Annotated in this window: 15 protein-coding genes and 1 pseudogene; 10 read left to right on the forward strand and 6 right to left on the reverse strand. The window is 68.4% G+C overall.

Features of this window, described 5'->3' with window-relative positions; all coding sequences use genetic code 11:
- Genes GVY64_RS32405 through GVY64_RS32420 form a run of 4 tightly spaced genes read left to right on the forward strand, consistent with a single transcriptional unit; the run spans nt 1 to nt 3837 of the window.
- Nucleotides 1–1401 carry a nucleotidyltransferase domain-containing protein gene (locus GVY64_RS32405; RefSeq protein ID WP_159849794.1) on the forward strand — a complete coding sequence of 467 codons (1401 nt, stop codon included), beginning with the start codon at nt 1–3 and terminating at the stop codon, nt 1399–1401.
- Nucleotides 1398–2132, forward strand: coding sequence for an HAD family hydrolase (locus tag GVY64_RS32410; protein ID WP_159849796.1), 735 nt, complete (start codon nt 1398–1400; stop codon nt 2130–2132). The genes GVY64_RS32405 and GVY64_RS32410 overlap by 4 nt, the downstream gene beginning before the upstream one ends.
- On the forward strand, nt 2117–3058 hold the full coding sequence (locus tag GVY64_RS32415; protein WP_159849798.1) for a diacylglycerol/lipid kinase family protein: 942 nt from the start codon (nt 2117–2119) through the stop codon (nt 3056–3058). Before GVY64_RS32410 ends, GVY64_RS32415 begins: the two co-directional genes overlap by 16 nt.
- The gene (locus tag GVY64_RS32420) at nt 3055–3837 is read left to right on the forward strand and encodes an SDR family NAD(P)-dependent oxidoreductase (RefSeq protein ID WP_159849800.1); all 783 of its coding nucleotides are present in this window, start codon (nt 3055–3057) and stop codon (nt 3835–3837) included. Before GVY64_RS32415 ends, GVY64_RS32420 begins: the two co-directional genes overlap by 4 nt.
- Before the next feature lie 166 nt (nt 3838–4003).
- On the opposite strand, the gene GVY64_RS32425 is transcribed toward GVY64_RS32420, so the two are convergent.
- Nucleotides 4004–4603, reverse strand: coding sequence for a TetR/AcrR family transcriptional regulator (locus GVY64_RS32425; protein WP_159849802.1), 600 nt, complete (start codon nt 4601–4603; stop codon nt 4004–4006).
- A 92-nt stretch (nt 4604–4695) separates the two neighbouring features.
- Between GVY64_RS32425 and GVY64_RS32430 the strand changes: the two genes are divergently transcribed.
- Both GVY64_RS32430 and GVY64_RS32435 read left to right on the forward strand, forming a co-directional pair.
- Entirely contained in the window at nt 4696–5718 is a 1023-nt protein-coding gene (locus GVY64_RS32430; RefSeq protein WP_159849804.1) for a saccharopine dehydrogenase, read from the forward strand.
- A gap of 192 nt (nt 5719–5910) precedes the next feature.
- Nucleotides 5911–7014, forward strand: a complete 1104-nt coding sequence (locus tag GVY64_RS32435; protein WP_159849806.1) for a spore photoproduct lyase family protein — start codon at nt 5911–5913, stop codon at nt 7012–7014.
- Between the two features lie 167 nt (nt 7015–7181).
- Here the strand turns inward: GVY64_RS32435 and GVY64_RS32440 are convergent, their stop codons facing one another.
- The 4 genes from GVY64_RS32440 to GVY64_RS32455 form a co-directional block, all read right to left on the reverse strand.
- A complete protein-coding gene (locus GVY64_RS32440; RefSeq protein ID WP_236567428.1) occupies nt 7182–8213 on the reverse strand; it encodes a DUF2293 domain-containing protein in 1032 nt (343 codons plus the stop codon).
- Nucleotides 8214–8349: 136 nt separating this feature from the next.
- Nucleotides 8350–8847: a GbsR/MarR family transcriptional regulator gene (locus GVY64_RS32445; RefSeq protein WP_159849808.1), complete on the reverse strand. Its 498-nt coding sequence runs from the start codon at nt 8845–8847 to the stop codon at nt 8350–8352.
- Nucleotides 8848–8918: 71 nt separating this feature from the next.
- Nucleotides 8919–9698 carry an ABC transporter permease subunit gene (locus GVY64_RS32450; protein WP_159849810.1) on the reverse strand — a complete coding sequence of 260 codons (780 nt, stop codon included), beginning with the start codon at nt 9696–9698 and terminating at the stop codon, nt 8919–8921.
- A 49-nt stretch (nt 9699–9747) separates the two neighbouring features.
- Nucleotides 9748–10635 (reverse strand): ABC transporter ATP-binding protein, encoded by an 888-nt coding sequence (locus GVY64_RS32455; protein WP_159849812.1) that lies wholly within the window; start codon nt 10633–10635, stop codon nt 9748–9750.
- A 322-nt stretch (nt 10636–10957) separates the two neighbouring features.
- On the opposite strand from GVY64_RS32455, the gene GVY64_RS32460 reads away from it, so the two are divergent.
- Genes GVY64_RS32460 through GVY64_RS32470 form a run of 3 tightly spaced genes read left to right on the forward strand, consistent with a single transcriptional unit; the run spans nt 10958 to nt 13497 of the window.
- The gene (locus GVY64_RS32460; RefSeq protein ID WP_201298257.1) at nt 10958–11731 is read left to right on the forward strand and encodes an arsenate reductase/protein-tyrosine-phosphatase family protein; all 774 of its coding nucleotides are present in this window, start codon (nt 10958–10960) and stop codon (nt 11729–11731) included.
- Nucleotides 11732–11785: 54 nt separating this feature from the next.
- Nucleotides 11786–12181 carry a VOC family protein gene (locus tag GVY64_RS32465; RefSeq protein WP_159849814.1) on the forward strand — a complete coding sequence of 132 codons (396 nt, stop codon included), beginning with the start codon at nt 11786–11788 and terminating at the stop codon, nt 12179–12181.
- An 11-nt stretch (nt 12182–12192) separates the two neighbouring features.
- Entirely contained in the window at nt 12193–13497 is a 1305-nt protein-coding gene (locus tag GVY64_RS32470) for an APC family permease (protein ID WP_159849816.1), read from the forward strand.
- A gap of 129 nt (nt 13498–13626) precedes the next feature.
- Here the strand turns inward: GVY64_RS32470 and GVY64_RS32475 are convergent.
- Nucleotides 13627–13896 (reverse strand): annotated as a pseudogene (locus GVY64_RS32475) (alcohol dehydrogenase catalytic domain-containing protein); the annotation flags it as partial.
- A 478-nt stretch (nt 13897–14374) separates the two neighbouring features.
- Between GVY64_RS32475 and GVY64_RS32480 the strand changes: the two are divergent.
- Nucleotides 14375–14686: a hypothetical protein gene (locus GVY64_RS32480; protein ID WP_159849818.1), complete on the forward strand. Its 312-nt coding sequence runs from the start codon at nt 14375–14377 to the stop codon at nt 14684–14686.
- The last annotated feature ends 430 nt before the right edge of the window (nt 14687–15116 follow it).

A 15116-nucleotide genomic window follows, 5' to 3' on the forward strand; every position in this document is an offset into this window, starting at 1 on the left:
ATGACCGACACCGTGATCGCCGCGGGCGGGACGGACGCCGAACGGCTGCTGGTGCACGCCGCGCTGGCCACACCCACCGGAGCAGAGCGCGCCGAACTCGTCGAACTGGCCGGCCGGGTCACCGATTGGGCGGCCTTCTTCGAGCTGGCGCGGCTCAACGCCACCGTCCCGCTGGTGCGGCGCTCGCTCATCGCCGCGGAGGTGTACGACCTCGTGCCGCCGCCGGTCCGAGTGCGATTCGACGCCGTGACCGCGCGGATCGCGACCGCGAACGACCGCCGCCTGTCGGGGGCGGTGGAGCTGTTGCGGCGGTTCGACGAACGCGGCGTGCGTTGCGTGGTGCTCAAGGGCATGCTCTTCGCCACCGAGATCTACCGCGACCCGCACTACAAACGTATGAACGACCTGGACATCCTGTTGGAGCCGGGCCAGGTCGACACGGCCGTCGAGATCTACCGTGAGCTCGGGCTCTTCGCGACTTCGGAGCTGCTTGGCAAGGCGCCCAAGGTGCGGGCCGAGCGATCCCACCACCTGCCGTCGTTCGTCTCGCGCGACGGCGCGCTCGTGGTGGGCACGCACTGGGGACTCATCACGCCGCTGGCGCCCTACACGGTCGACTACACCGCGATATGGAAACGCGTGCGGGCCGTCGACTTCCACGGCGTACCGGCGTGGGCGATGGCGCACGAGGACAACCTGCACCATCTGGGTATCCACCTGCCCTACTACAAGACCGGCGTACGCGAACTCGGCGATATCTGGAACCTGGCCCGATATGCGGGCCCCGGCCTGGACTACGACCTGCTCGCCGCCCAGATCACGGCGGCGGGTAGTGAGAGCCTGATGTTCCACGCCCTCGCCCTCGCACACCGGTTGGCGCCGAATCCCGACTTCGCAGCGCTGCTGGAGCGGATCGCGCCGCGCGTGGACAGATTCACCCGCGCCGACACCGCGCGCAAGATCGCCGAGGTGCACACGCTGCTGCGCAGCCGTTCCACGCACACCTCCCGCATCGAGAAGGCCTACACGGAATTCAATATGACCGCCGACGCGCGGGAGAAATGGGACGGCTTCGGACGGCTGTGGTCCGGGCTGCTGCTGGTCCCGGGGGCGGAGGCGGCCCGGATGAGTTCGCTGCGCGACCCGGGCGTTCTGGCCGCCGTCGGCGCTCGGCTGATCGCGCCCTACCGCCTGACCCGGGTATTCCAGCGTGACCTCGGCCGGTGGTTGTTCCCCGCCGCACTGGCCAAGACCGTCTACGACCTCGGCGCGGCATACGCCGGGGACCTCCGGTCCCGCACCGGGCTCGGCGGTGCGCGGCCACCGGGCATCGACGACTACGCCGCTCGTCTCGGGTTGACCAGAGCGGACCTACAAGCCGTACTGGACAGCCAGGAATGAGGCCACGACCGACCGTGCTGTGGGATCTGGACGGCACATTGATCGGGCAGCGGCGGCGCACGTTCGCGACGTTGATGCCCGCGGGCGCGGCTTGGGCGTTCCGTGATCTGCTGCCACCGCACCGCTTCCTGCCGCTGCTGCGCCGCACGCTGGATGATGTGCGCGCCAACGACGGCGACCACACCAACACCGAACTGCTGGTGCGGCTGCTCGCCGAGCGACTCGGCACCGGCCGTGACGTCGTCGCGGACCGCCTGGCCAGGCTCGCCGAGGTGGAATTCACCCGGCTGCGCGCATGTTTCCTGCCGCGCCCCGCGGCGGTGGCGACGGTGCGCGAGCTGGTGGAGGCGGGTGCGCGGCAAGTGGTCGCGACCAACCCGTTGTGGCCGCGCAGCACGGTGGACGCCAGAATTCGCTGGGGCGGATTCGATCTCACCTCGTTCGCCTACGTCACCAGCGGTGACACCATGCACCGCGCGAAGCCGCGGCTCGAGTTCTATCGCGAACTGCTCGACCAGCTCGGCGCGGCCGCAGCGGACTGCGTCATGGTCGGCAACGACCCGGCCCACGACGGTCCCGCCGCGCAACTGGGCATTCCGGTCTTCCTGATCGACGCTCGCTCCACCGGCATCCCGCCGGCCGTGGCCCGCACCGGACTGGTCACGACAGGAGATCACCGCGCACTACGCCGATGGCTCGGCATCGAGGAGGATTCGTGCTCGTCGTCCTGAACCCGCGAGCGAACGCGGGCGCGGCGCTGCGACGCTGGGAGCCGGTGGAGTCCGCGCTGCGCGCCCGTCACCCGCACCTGTCGGTCGAACTGCCCGCCGACGCCCGGCGCGCCACCGGCCTCGTGCGCGCGGCCGTCACCCGGCCGGAACCGCCGTCTGTCCTGGTCGCCGCGGGCGGCGACGGCATGGTGAACCTGGTGCTGAACGCGCTCATGGACCCGGCCACCGACCGCCCGCGTGCCCCCGGCACCGCGCTGGGCGCGGTGGGACTGGGCAGCTCGAACGACTTCCACAAACCGGTGGCCGACAGCGGGCGTATCGGAGCCGTCCCGGTGCGGATCGACGCCGGCCGTGCCGAACTCCTCGACGTGGGCAAAGCTTGCGTGCTGCTGACCGACGGCACGCGTGCGGTGCGCTACTTCCTGCTCAACGCCAGCATGGGACTGGTCGCCGCGGGCAATCGTTCGTTCAATCAGGCCAGCGGGGTGGTGGGCCTGCTCAAGTCGCGCAGTGTGGAGGCCGCCATCATCGCTACCGCGCTGGCCACCATCGCCACCCATCGGCCGCTGCCGGTCGTGGTGCGGGGCGGCGACTGGAGCCACGCGTCCCCGATCACCAATATCGGTGTGCTCAAGAGCGTCCACTTCGCGGGCGGTATGCGCTACGACACGGCGGTGACCCCCGCCGACGGCCGGTTCGACGTGAATATCTGGGCCGAGGCGGGAAGGCTTCGGACGCTCGGCCTGGTCGCGGGACTGTACGCGGGCCGGTTCCGGCGGTCGCGGCTGGCGGTGTGCCACCGGGATTCGGTCGTGGAACTGCGGCCGGATCGACCGGCGCCGCTGGAACTGGACGGCGAGATCACGATGGTGGAGTCGGCGCGGTTGGAGGTCCTGCCGCGAGTGCTGAAGGTGTGTGCCGCGTGACGGTCGTGCTCGTCACCGGCGCCGCCAACGGCATGGGCGCAGCCACCATGGAACACCTGGCGGCGCTGGGGTACACGGTCGAAGGATGTGACCGGGCCGCCGCGCCCGGAATCGCTCGGGTCGACGTGCGCGACGAGGAGGCGGTGAACGGCTGGGTTCGCGACGTGCATGCCAGGCACGGCAGCATCCAGGCGGTGGTCACGTTCGCGGCATACGGCGTCGTCGGCGCGGTGGAGGAGACCACACCCGCCGAGGCCGCGGCGCTCTACGACACCAACGTCCTCGGCACGCACCGTGTGCTGCGCGCAGCGCTGCCGTTGCTGCGCGCGCGAGGCGCGGGCCGCGTGATCGTCGTCAGTTCCGGCGCGGGCGCTGTCGCCGAACCCTACGGCGGCTGGTACTCGGCCACGAAGGCCGCGGTGGAGCGGATCGGCGAAGCCGCGCGCATGGAGGCCGCCGGGGCGGGCATCCAGGTGTCGGTGCTCATCCCGGGGTGGACCGTCACCCCGATCGTCGACACGGCGGTCCCGGTGTCGAGGCCGATCCCCGCCTACGACCACGATCGTGCCGCCGTGCTGAACCTCGTACGCGGTTACCTGGCCGCGGGACAGCCCGCCTCCGCGGTGGCCCGCAAGGTCGCGATGATCCTGGCCGCGAGCCGGCCACGGCAGACCTACCTGTGCGGCCGTGACGTCCGCTTGTCCTTCTGGGCCCGCAGGTTTCTCCCGAGCCGGGTATACGAGCGAATGGTGCGGCGGTACTACGGTTTTCGGCCGTAGCCTGTCCTCCTGGATTCACCGAGGTTCCATAACGATCCCGACCTCGGAAGCGAGCCTCTATCGATTCTGGTCGAGGTCGAGTCTTCCAATGCGAAGTGCAGCCGGTCTTCGGTGACGTCGACGGATGTTTCCGTGAACTGGTGATCATGCAATACCTGGGAAGTTGTCAGGGGTTGCCGAGTGCCGGGTGGGACTCCAGACTGCCCAGGATCATGTCGGTGAGTGCGGTGATCGCGTCGGCGGTGGTCGTCCGGCCGTGGTTCAGTTCGGTCGCGATGGCCTCGGCCGCGCCCAGGATGCCGACGCAGCGCAACCGCAGCGACTCAGGGGGCAGCGGCGAGTGTGGCTGGAGTGCGGCGGCCATCAGATCGGTATAGCTGTCGTACATCTCGCGATGGGTCGCCTCCATGTCCGGATTTCCCTTCAGCGCGGCGGAAATCGCCGTGAGTTCCGGCATGTCGGCGGCACAGTCGAAGTAGACGGCACTGGCGACGCGGGCGACGTCCGCCGCGGTGGGTCCGGCAGCGCGCAACGCCTGTTCCGACGCGGCGCGCTGCCGTTCGTCGAGCCGCCGATAGAGGGCGAGCAGCAACCCGGAGCGGGTGCCGAAGTGGTCGTACACAACCGGTCTGGTCACTCCGGCCGCCTCCGCGAGCGTCACCAGGGTCAGGGCGTCGGCGCCGTGAGCCCGCACGACCGACAGTGCGGTCTCCAGCAATTGCTCGCGTCTGGCCTGCTTGGACAGGCGAGGCGACGTGGTGGCCATCGATCCTCCCTTGCGTTGTCGGCCCAGTTTAGCTACAAATTGTATCTACAGAATGTATATACAAAATGTAGGTAGATGAAGGAGCGGAACATATGTCGGTACGGCCGGATTCGGTGCTGATCCTGGGCGGTTCGGGACAGGCGGGCGCCGGAGCTGCCGCCCAGTTGCGGCGGTGGCACCCCACGCTGCCCCTGACCATCGCCGGCCGCGACCTCGCTCGCGCCCGACACGTGGCCGACGAGTTGGGCGCGGCGTCGGCGGTGACCATTGATTTGGAGCGACCGGACCTCGGTCTCGCGGCCGGTCACGGCTATTCGGCGGTGGTCGCGGCGCTGTGGGACCGCAAGTTGTCCGGGCTGCGCTTCGCGCAGGACCGCGGATTGCCGTATCTGAGCATCTCCAACGGTCTGGTGGAGATCACGCCGGAGGTCGTCGCGGGCGCGCAGCGCGCGGACGCCGCGCCCGTTCTGGTGGCCAGTCACTGTTTCGCCGGTCTTGTCGTACTCGCGACGATGGAGACGGCCGAGCGGTTCGATCGAGTCGACGCTGTCCGGATCGGCGCCGTGCTGGACGAAACGGACGCGGGCGGACCCGCGGCGATAGCCGATCTGGAGCGGCTGTCGGTCGCCACTTCGGCGGGATTGGTACGGCGTGACGGCGTGTTCACCTGGGTGGCGGCTGCCGACGCGCGAGCCGATGTGCTCGGCGTCGACGGTGTCGAAGTACCCGGGCAGACCGTCGCCATCCTCGACGTGCCGAGTATCGCGTTCGCGACGGGCGCGCACGACGTTCGCTTCGACCTGGCGGTAGGGGAGTCCGCGGGCCGCCGCCGCGGCGGATCCGCTTCGTTCGAGGTTCGGATCGATATCGAAGGAGCCGATGAGGCGGGCGATCCGGCGCGGACGAGCCGCTACCTGGTCCATCCGGCGGGGCAGCGGCCGTTGACCGCGCTCGGCATCGCCCTGGGCGTCGAGCGTTTGCTCGGGTTGCGCGGACACGCCGTCGCGCCCGGCATCCACACTCCCGAAGCGTTGATCGATCCACGCCACGCGGTCGAGCGGATGCGCGAGATCGGCACCGAGTTCATCGACGTCCACCCGCTGGCGCGCCGCTGACCGGACGTACGGCCGATGCCGCGCGCCGCGCCCACTTCGTTCGAACCTGGACTACCGGCGCCGCGGCGATGGTCCGCGCGGCTGCCGGACATCCGTCCTGTGCCGCGGGCAGGCGGCTCGTTGCTGTGAGATCGCCGTCGGCGGGGTCACGTGCGTCCGCCGCATGTCGGTGGGGTGGCGTAAGCAGGGGTCATGACTCAATCCTCCGCAGCTCAGGACTCCTTCCGGCCCACCTCGGGTCCTCGTTTGCTGGACGTCCGCCGTCTGTGGGCCGAACCGGACGCGCTGGCGAGCCCGCGCGGGCAGCAAGTGCGGGCGCGCTTCCCCGACGCCGAGATCATCACCGTCGGCTCGCACTGGAAGATCGACCAGCTGCACGGCAACGCGGGCAACGTCGACCGCTGGATCCGGGTCAAGACCGAGGACCTGGTCGTCGGGGTCAAGAAGTCGCTGACGGCCCGGCCGAACGGCCGCTCGGCGGACTGGATCGCGCCTTCGACGTCCAACGGCTGTGCGATGGCGTGCGCCTACTGCTACGTCCCCCGCCGCAAGGGTTACGCCAACCCGATCACGGTGTTCACCAACATCGACAAGATCATCGGCTATTTGGAACGTCACGTGCGCAGACAGGGGGCCAAGACTGTGCCGAATCAATGCGACCCGCACGCGTGGGTCTACGACCTCGGGGAGAACAGCGACTGCTCCGTCGACGCGCTGGTCAGCGACAACGTCGCCGACCTGATCACCGTCTTCGGTGCATGGCCCACCGCGAAGGCTTCCTTCGCCACCAAGTACGTCAACCGCGCCCTGCTCGATCTGGACCCGCACGGACGGACCCGGATCAGGTTCTCGCTCATGCCCGAGGCCGACTCCCAGCTGCTGGATCTGCGTAGCACGCCGATCCGGCAGCGCATCGACGCGATCGACGACTTCGTGGCAGCGGGCTACGAGGTGCACGTCAACTTTTCTCCCGTCGTCGTCCGCCCCGGCTGGGAGGAAGACTGGGCGGAGCTGCTGGAGGAGCTCGCGGACGGCACGGGCGCCGCCTTCAAGGCCCAGGCCGCAGCGGAGATCATCATGCTCACCCACAACGAGCAACTGCACGAGGTCAACCTCGGCTGGCACCCGAAGTCCGAGGACCTGTTGTGGCGCCCGCAGATTCAGCAGGCCAAGCGCTCCCAGTCGGGCATGTGGAATGTGCGTTATCGCAACGACGTGAAGGCTGCGGGGGTCCGGACGCTGACCGACCTCATCGCCCAGCGGACCCCGTGGTTGACGGTGCGATACGCGTTCTGACGGCGGCCGGGCTGCGCCGGGGCCGGGCAGCGCGACGATGTCCTCGGCGTGCATCGACGCACCCAGTGGGCGCAACGCGAATCGACTTCGCTGACCTGGCCATGCTCGACCCCGAAGCCCCGCGTGCTGAGACGGCCCCTCGATCGCCCACCCGCTGACGGGAGATTTCAGCTGCGCCAGGTTTCCAGGACGTGGTCGACGGTGGGGCGGATCCGGGCCCTGGCCTCGGAGCGGGGGACGCCGGTCATGAGGAGGTGGTCGTAGTCGGTGTCGCGATGGCGGACGGAGGCGATGACGGCGAGGGTGAGTGCGTCGGGGGAGAGGAGTTCGGCTGCGGCGGTGCGGCCTACGCGGCCGCTGCCGCGGGCGGCGGCGTGTCCGGCGATCTGGGTGGCGCGGTCGGCGGGGCAGCCGGGGAACAGCCGGCGGATCTCGTCGGACATGCGGGCGCAGTATTCGACGTCTTGGGCGGCGCGACGGCTGCGGTCGCGTTCGCGGCGGCGGGCGCGGGCATCGTCGTCGGCCAGGCATTGCTGTTCGGCGCGAGTGAGGGCGGCTTCTTCGACGAGGATGCCGAGCCGTTCGTAGCGTTTGCGTCGCCGATTGAGGCGGACCACGACGGCGGCGAGGGCGCTCTCCTTCTTGGCACGCCGGCTCAGCGCCGTGTTCCCCGCGGGCAGGAACTCGAGATGGTCGAGATCCGAACAGATCAGGCACAGCGGCCCGGCCGCGGAGGTGATCGAATACGGACCGGTTTCGGCGCATTCGGCGCATGTCCACGGTTCCGCGGCCTCCACCACCGTCAGATCCGGTGCCCGGTTCTGGCGTTGGACGACCTGTTCGCGGCGCGCCGGGCTGAGCTGCGCGGAGAGCCAGTGCACCCGGAACACCTGGTCCGCGCCGTCGTCGGCGAACCGCAACGCCTCGCGATCGCGCCCGCCGGACAGGTACGCCGCTGTGCTCGCGGTGAGTCCGTGCTCGCGGGCCCACTCGCCCAGCAGTTCCGCCGCCTCGTGCATCCGCCGTGCGTCCACCGCCGTGACCTGCTCCAACGACCGCACCTGCCCCTGCCGCCAGCGATCGACCTGACTGGATCGCACCCACCCCAGAGCGGCGAAGACATCGACTGCCGACACATATTTGCGTTGGGCCAGAGCCGCTTCCGCCGCCTCTGCCACGCGCCGCCGCAGCTTGGACACGGGTTCGAACCCTAGCGCACGTCGCACACCGGCCCGGCGATCGGATGGCGGACATCACCCGCGCCCCAGACATGCGTCCCGGGGACGATGCCGCCGTTGCCGAGTGGTTCGGCGGAAAGGGCGGCGCGATGCTCGGTTATCGTGTGCCCCTGCCGCGTTCTGCTTCCCACCGATCCAGCAGAGCGGGCAATTCCTTGCCCATCCAGACGAAGAACTCGTGCATATCGCGCACTCGCGCCGCGTCCTTGCTGTCCGGATCGTCGAACAGTGCCAGTCCGCGGGAGGTCATCTCGGTCAGTTGGTCGTACATGCCGGATTGCTGCCTGGTGAGTTCGGGCAGAATGCCGGGCCGCACGGAGTAGTAGTCGCGGCGGTCGCCGGGTTTGCCGGTCTTGTCGACCCATCGCATGGTGGTGAGTGTTTTGAGCGCACTGGAGATGGAGCCCTTGGACGCGCGCAGCGCCTCGGCGATCTGGTTGAAGGTCTGCTCCGGCGGATCGCAGATCAACAACCAGCCGACTGTCCGGCCGACCATGCGGACCAGCCCCATCCGTTCGAAGACCAGCGCGAGATCCTCCACGAAAGCCAGTTGGGCGTCGGTGGGGGCGGGAGCCGATTCGGATGCGCTGGTCATGGGATCAGTATTCTTCCTACGAGAGAAGTGCAGGCGGGGCGGGTCGGTGCGAACCCGCCCCACCGGAGTTGTCACACAGCGATGTCACGGCGATCGAAGGCGATGACCGACAGCCCGACGGCGACGGCGGCGAGGACTGTCAGCACCAGAAGGTGGCCCACATGCCAGCCGTTCACCAGCGGTGAGCCACCGATCGCGTAGTAGAAGGGCGAGAACTTCGTCAGCCACGAAGCTCCGTCGATGATTCCGCCGAGACTGTTGGCGAGGTAGCCGCCGAGCACCAGCAGCACGGTGATACCCAGCGTCTGCGCCCGTCGCCCGGTGGCCGCGCCGACCAGTTGTGTCAGGGCGCCCACCGCCAGTCCGAGCAGGCCGAGCCCGGCCACGGCGGCGAGGATATTGCCCGCGGGCACGCCCAACTGTCCGGCCTCGGCTCCGATCAGCACGCTCGATCCCAGTACGCCGGTGACCACGCCGATCTGGACGGCGAGTGCGGCGAACCGCTGCCCGATCAGGCTGGTGCGGCTGATCGGTTGCGCGAGAAGGACATCCAGCGTCCCGCTCTCCTCCTGGGAAGCCGAGCGGGCGCCCATCGTGACCGCGAAGATCACGGTGAGCAGCAGGCCCATCAGGGCGAAGATGGTCGAGTGCAGGTATCCGGCGGCGGTGGCGAAGTCACTCATGCCCATCGCGTCGTAGATGCTGCTTTGTTCGATGTTCAGCGAGCCTTGCTCGGCGAGTGACCGATAGGAGGGCAGATATATCAGCGGCACGACGGCCATGCCGATCGACCAGCCGATCAGGGCGCGTTTCTGTTCCTTCAGCGCCTGCGTGTACACCGAGCGGGTCATGACGAGATCCTTTGCGCGAAAAGATTTGCGGTAGACGAGGGGATTGGGTTCAGCGGTCGTACAGGCTGAAGAACATCTGCTCGAGATCGGGCTCGGTGGACAGCACGCTCACCAACGGATACTTGGCGGCCGCCTTGAACAGCGCGTCGACCTCACCGTCGGTGGTGCAGTGCAGGGTACGGCCCGCCACGGTCAGATCGCGCACACCGGGCAGATGAGCGAAGTCGTCGGCGAAGACATCCGCGCCGAAGACCATGTCCACGGTGCGTGGGGCGCGACGGCGCAGCTCCTCCACATTCTCGGTGGCCAGCAGCTGTCCGGCACGCATTATGACGGCGCGGTCGGCGGTCTGCTGCACCTCGGAGAGAATGTGCGAGGACATGAAGACGGTCTGCCCGTTGTTTTTGGCGTCCGTCACCAACTCCAGGAAGCGTTGCTGGAGAAGCGGATCCAATCCCGAGGTCGGTTCGTCGAGGATGAGCAGATCGGGGGCGTGCATGAAGGCGGCGATGATTCCGACCTTCTGCTTGTTGCCCTTGCTCATCGCCCCGACCTTCTTCGACAGGTCCAGATCCAGCAGCCGAGCCAGTTCCTCGATTCGACTGGCCGCAACGGTGCCACGTTGATCGGCGAGGAACGCCAACAGGTCTCGTGCGGTATTGCGGCCTTCCAGAGCGAGTTCACCGGGGAGGTAGCCGATGCGCCGGCGCAATCGCGCGCCGCCGGCGCGGGGATCGGCGCCGAAGACCTCGACGCGTCCGGCGGTAGGACGGATGAGGTCGAGCAGGATGCGAATGGTGGTCGACTTGCCTGCGCCGTTGGGGCCGAGAAAGCCGAACACCTCGCCCCGTGCGACCTCGAGACTCAAGTCGGTGAGGGCGACTTGCTTGCCGTAATGCTTGGTCAGGCCTTCGACGCGTATGGCGGGGGCGGTCATGGTCACTCCTTCGGGTCTAACCACAAGCTGTTCTGTAGGTTCCGCGTGTTCAATAAACACTGAACATAATGAACTGTCAACTCCTGGAGGGAGATGAGCGCTTCCCTCTGAGGCGAGTTTCCGGCGGCCGCGTGTGGCCGAGCGTTGGCGGGAAGGGAGTCGATACTCGCCGGGTCGGCGGCCCGTGCGGTCTCCGCCCACGCTCTACGCCGGAGCGCGGGATCGCGTCAAGCCGCGCGGGATGTCGGGCATGTGCGCGGTGATCGATCGGGCGGGGATCGAAGCGAAACTCGCCCAACGGGTATTCCATCAAAGTGTTTTGATGTATTCTGCCATTGTGGTCGTCCCCGATCGAGTGCCGGTTCCGCTGCTGATGCGTATGGCTTCGCATCCGTTGCGGTGGACGTTGATGACCGAGCTGGCCTGCGGTGATCGCCGGGTGCGTGAGCTGGTGGCCGCGGTCGGCGAGCCACAGAACCTGGTGTCGTATCACCTGCGGCTGTTGCGCACTACGGGCCTGGTGGGCGCGCGCCGCAGTAGTTTCGATGCGCGCGATACCTACTACCATCTGGACCTGTCGGCGTGCGCGAACGCGCTCGGCGACGCGGCCGTCGCCCTGCACCCGGCACTGGCGCCCGTGCGCCGCGAGTGGCCCCGCGGGAGTTCGGTGCTGTTCCTGTGCACCGGTAACAGTGCGCGCTCTCCGATGGCGGAGGCGATGCTGCGGCATCGGGCCGCCGGGGTCGAAGTCGCGTCCGCGGGTAGTCATCCCGCGCCACGGATGCATCCCAACACGGCGCGAGTCCTGCGTGCTGATTACGGCATCGACCTCGAGCCCCGGCAGCCGCGGTCGCTGGAGACGATCACCGGACGGCGCTTCGACTACGTGATCACGTTGTGCGACAAGATCCGCGAAGTTCCCCGCGATCACGGAGCGGCCGTCACGACGCACTGGAGTCTGCCCAATCCCTCCATCGCCGCTGACACCGATCGTGCGACATACCCGGAATTCCAACGCGTCGCAAACGAACTCGATATCCGAATCGGATTCGGGCCGCCGCTGTCGCAGCAACGTCGCGTAAGCACGTCGGCGTAGACACCCCGTCGACGCCGTGTCTGTCGAGGAAACGAATCAAAAGGAGACCCGACCATGACGACCGCGCCGACCGAACTCGCCCGCGTCCGCTATCTGGTCGACGACGTGCGCGCGGCGGTCGATTTCTACACCACCCACCTCGGCTTCACCGTCGACTTCGACGCCGCACCCGCCTTCGCCGCTGCGCGGCGCGGCCCGTTGCAGCTGCTCCTGTCCGGGCCCGCGAGTTCCGCTGGACGTCCGATGCCCGACGGTGCCACCCCGGGGCCCGGCACCGGCTGGAATCGCATTCAGCTCCTCGTCGACGACATCGCTGCCGAAGCAGAACGACTGCGAGCCGCCGGCATCCCCTTCCGCAACGACATCATCAGCGGCCCCGGCGGACGACAAGTCCTGCTGCAAGACCCCGCGGGCAACCTCGTCGAGCTGTTCCAGCCCGCCGCCTCGTAGACGCGTCTTCCATGTCGAACAACGCATCGGCCGTTCCCGCATTGCCCGACGAACTCCGCCGCAGGCTGGGCGTGCCGGACGCGGTGGTGATCGGGCTCGGGTCCATGATCGGCGCGGGGATCTTCGCCGCGCTCGCCCCTGCCGCGCAGGCTGCCGGATCGGGACTGCTCATCGGATTGGCGATCGCCGCCGTGGTGGCCTATTGCAACGCGACATCCTCGGCACGGCTGGCCGCACGTTATCCGGCCTCGGGCGGCACGTATGTCTATGGCCGTGAACGCCTCGGTGACTTCTGGGGCTACCTCGCAGGATGGGGTTTCGTCGTCGGCAAGACCGCCTCCTGCGCGGCCATGGCGCTGACCGTCGGCAGTTACCTCTGGCCGGCCCACGCACACGCGGTCGCGGTCGCGGCGGTGCTGGCGTTGACCGCCGTCGACTATGCCGGAGTGCAGAAATCGGCGTGGCTGACCCGCGTGATCGTCGCGATCGCGCTCGCGGTGCTCACAGCCGTGGCCGTGGCCACCCTCACCTCCGGCAGCACTCAGGTGGCGCAGCTGCGTATCGGCGGCGATGTCACCGTCTCCGGTGTTCTGCAGGCCGCGGGCCTGCTCTTCTTCGCCTTCGCCGGATACGCGCGGATCGCCACGCTCGGGGAGGAGGTACGCGACCCGGCTCGCACTATTCCACGCGCGATCCCTCTCGCGCTCGGTATCACCCTCGTCGTCTACGCCGTCGTCGCGATCGCCGCGCTTGCGGTGCTCGGTCCCGGCGCCCTCGCGTCGGCCGCCGCCCCACTGACGGATGCCGTGACCGCCGCGGGAGCCGACCGGCTGGCGCCGGTGGTTCGGGTCGGTGCCGCGGTGGCGGCGCTGGGGTCGCTGCTCGCGTTGATCCTCGGCGTCTCCCGCACAACGCTGGCCATGGCCCGCGACCGGCACCTGCCGCATGTCCTCGCCGCCGTCCATCCCCGGTACGGCGTGCCGCATCGGGCGGAGATCACGGTAGGCGTCGTCGTCGCGCTCCTGGCCGCCACCGTGGACGTGCGGGGCGCGATCGGGTTCTCCTCCTTCGGTGTGCTGGCCTACTACGCCATCGCCAACGCCGCCGCATGGACGCTTTCCCCCGCCGAGAACCGCCCGCCCCGCGTCATCCCCGTGACCGGCGTGGCCGGCTGCCTGCTACTCGCCTTCGCCCTGCCGATGACCTCGGTTCTGGCCGGAGCCGCCGTTCTCGCGGCGGGCGCGCTCGCGTACCTCGCCCGCCGCACGCTGACACGCGGCCGAGCCGCATCCACCGAGACCACGACCACCGACTGACCGTCGGCGCGATCGGCAGCGAAGACGGGAACACTCGGCGGCTGACCGTGTCGGGTGTCGGGACGCCGTGACGGCGGGCGCCGGAACCGGGGTCGGCGCCCGCCGTGCTCGGGTGGGTTCCAGGTGCACTAGCAGATACGCGATCTGCTCGTCGCCCGGTCGGCCGGGAACCGTGACCAGGGTGCCGTCGGCGAGCGGGATACGAGCGCGTTCGTCCTGGGTGCCGATCATCCCGATGGGCACGTTGTGCACACACCGGCTCTGGTAGCCGGCGCGGCAGATCTCACAGGTGTTGTCGGAGGCGAAAGGCGACCCCACCACGAAGTCGCCCACCGCGACATCGCGGACGTCGGAGCCGATCTCCTCGACCACACCGACGTACTCGTGCCCCATCGGGGCCGCATGCTGTGGGGTGCCCACGACGTCCGAACCCACGGAACCGGCACCGAACGCTTCCACTACCCCCATGATCTACACCCCGGAACCCGGGTCCGCCTCTGCCGAACGCCTGCAGATCCTGGGCGGACGCTCACTCGCCGGAGCAGGCTCTCTAGCGGATACGGGTCCACTCTCCCTCGTCGTCACACGGGTGGACCTGCGCCGCGTGTGACCGTACCGAATTAAGTGATCGTCTATTCCTGTCTTTCTGTTGGAATCGGAACGATCACGATCGATATCGCGAGACGGCGTTCTTCCTGTGCTGCAGGGCGGTTGCGTGAGGGCTCGCCAGTGACTATCTGCTGCTCAGTCCGGAGTGTGCGCCTCGGAAGCCCGACCCGGCATCACGTGGACGCCGTCGATCCTTCCGCGCGAATCTCCGAAATCGAATCTATGTTTCCGATAGTATGTGAATAACTGTTCCTAACAGAGGAGCGCGATGATGCGTACCCACCTTCGCCTTGCTGCCGTTTCTGTCGCGGCGGCGACTCTTGTCGTCACCGCGGCCGAAGCGACAGCCGGACCGAGCGGCGCGGCCCCGGTGATCGCTGTCGCAGGCGAAACCGGCTCGTCGGCGCTGGACTCCGGATCGGCGGCAGCTCGGTCGGGAGCCTGGTTTCTCCAGCGCGGCGACGTCATCGGAATTCTCACGCTGCTGGTTGCCGCCCCCTTGCAGATACTGACCAGCGGCATCTGCGACCTGGCCACCATCTCGGCCCTTCCGAATCCATGCGTCTCGCCGACCCGCTGATCGGGGATCTGAGCCGTTCTTCGAGCCCTCGGGTGTAAGAAGTGTCGGCAGCCTGGTGGCCGCGCCGCTCGCACACCGCTGGGGTGCTGAATCGTCCAGATGGCGCAAGGCTTTTCGACCTTCACGTCGCTGCGGAACAAGCGTCCGGAGCAGCGCTGAGTGCGGCCCGCGTTCGATGATCACGCTGATCGGGTGATCCCGAGCGGTGGGCCGCTTCCCCTAGGCTGGCGGGCAGATCGTTGTCGAAGAGCCGAAAGGTCTTGCGTGCACGCTCATCTCGTATGGGGTTTCGCAGCGGCGGCCCTAGGTTCTGTCTCCCAATGAGGTGAATTGATCGGCCCCGCGGTCGGGGTCGATCGTGCATCATGTCGTGCGTGGCGACCGCGATCGGTGATCGATACCAGGTTCTGACCGACAAGCAGTGGGAACT

This window comes from Nocardia sp. CY41 (genome assembly GCF_009829325.1).
In the GTDB taxonomy this organism is placed as follows: domain Bacteria; phylum Actinomycetota; class Actinomycetes; order Mycobacteriales; family Mycobacteriaceae; genus Nocardia.

Bases quoted from the DNA above. Each gene is read 5' to 3' on its own strand.
- GVY64_RS32410 (WP_159849796.1), top strand. From the start codon at position 1,398: ATGAGGCCACGACCGACCGTGCTGTGGGATCTGGACGGCACATTGATC.
- GVY64_RS32455 (WP_159849812.1), bottom strand. From the start codon at position 10,635: ATGACCGCCCCCGCCATACGCGTCGAAGGCCTGACCAAGCATTACGGC.
- GVY64_RS32450 (WP_159849810.1), bottom strand. From the start codon at position 9,698: ATGACCCGCTCGGTGTACACGCAGGCGCTGAAGGAACAGAAACGCGCC.
- GVY64_RS32425 (WP_159849802.1), bottom strand. From the start codon at position 4,603: ATGGCCACCACGTCGCCTCGCCTGTCCAAGCAGGCCAGACGCGAGCAA.
- GVY64_RS32480 (WP_159849818.1), top strand. From the start codon at position 14,375: ATGATGCGTACCCACCTTCGCCTTGCTGCCGTTTCTGTCGCGGCGGCG.
- GVY64_RS32430 (WP_159849804.1), top strand. From the start codon at position 4,696: ATGTCGGTACGGCCGGATTCGGTGCTGATCCTGGGCGGTTCGGGACAG.
- GVY64_RS32445 (WP_159849808.1), bottom strand. From the start codon at position 8,847: ATGACCAGCGCATCCGAATCGGCTCCCGCCCCCACCGACGCCCAACTG.
- GVY64_RS32405 (WP_159849794.1), top strand. From the start codon at position 1: ATGACCGACACCGTGATCGCCGCGGGCGGGACGGACGCCGAACGGCTG.
- GVY64_RS32470 (WP_159849816.1), top strand. From the start codon at position 12,193: ATGTCGAACAACGCATCGGCCGTTCCCGCATTGCCCGACGAACTCCGC.
- GVY64_RS32435 (WP_159849806.1), top strand. From the start codon at position 5,911: ATGACTCAATCCTCCGCAGCTCAGGACTCCTTCCGGCCCACCTCGGGT.
- GVY64_RS32465 (WP_159849814.1), top strand. From the start codon at position 11,786: ATGACGACCGCGCCGACCGAACTCGCCCGCGTCCGCTATCTGGTCGAC.
- GVY64_RS32460 (WP_201298257.1), top strand. From the start codon at position 10,958: ATGTATTCTGCCATTGTGGTCGTCCCCGATCGAGTGCCGGTTCCGCTG.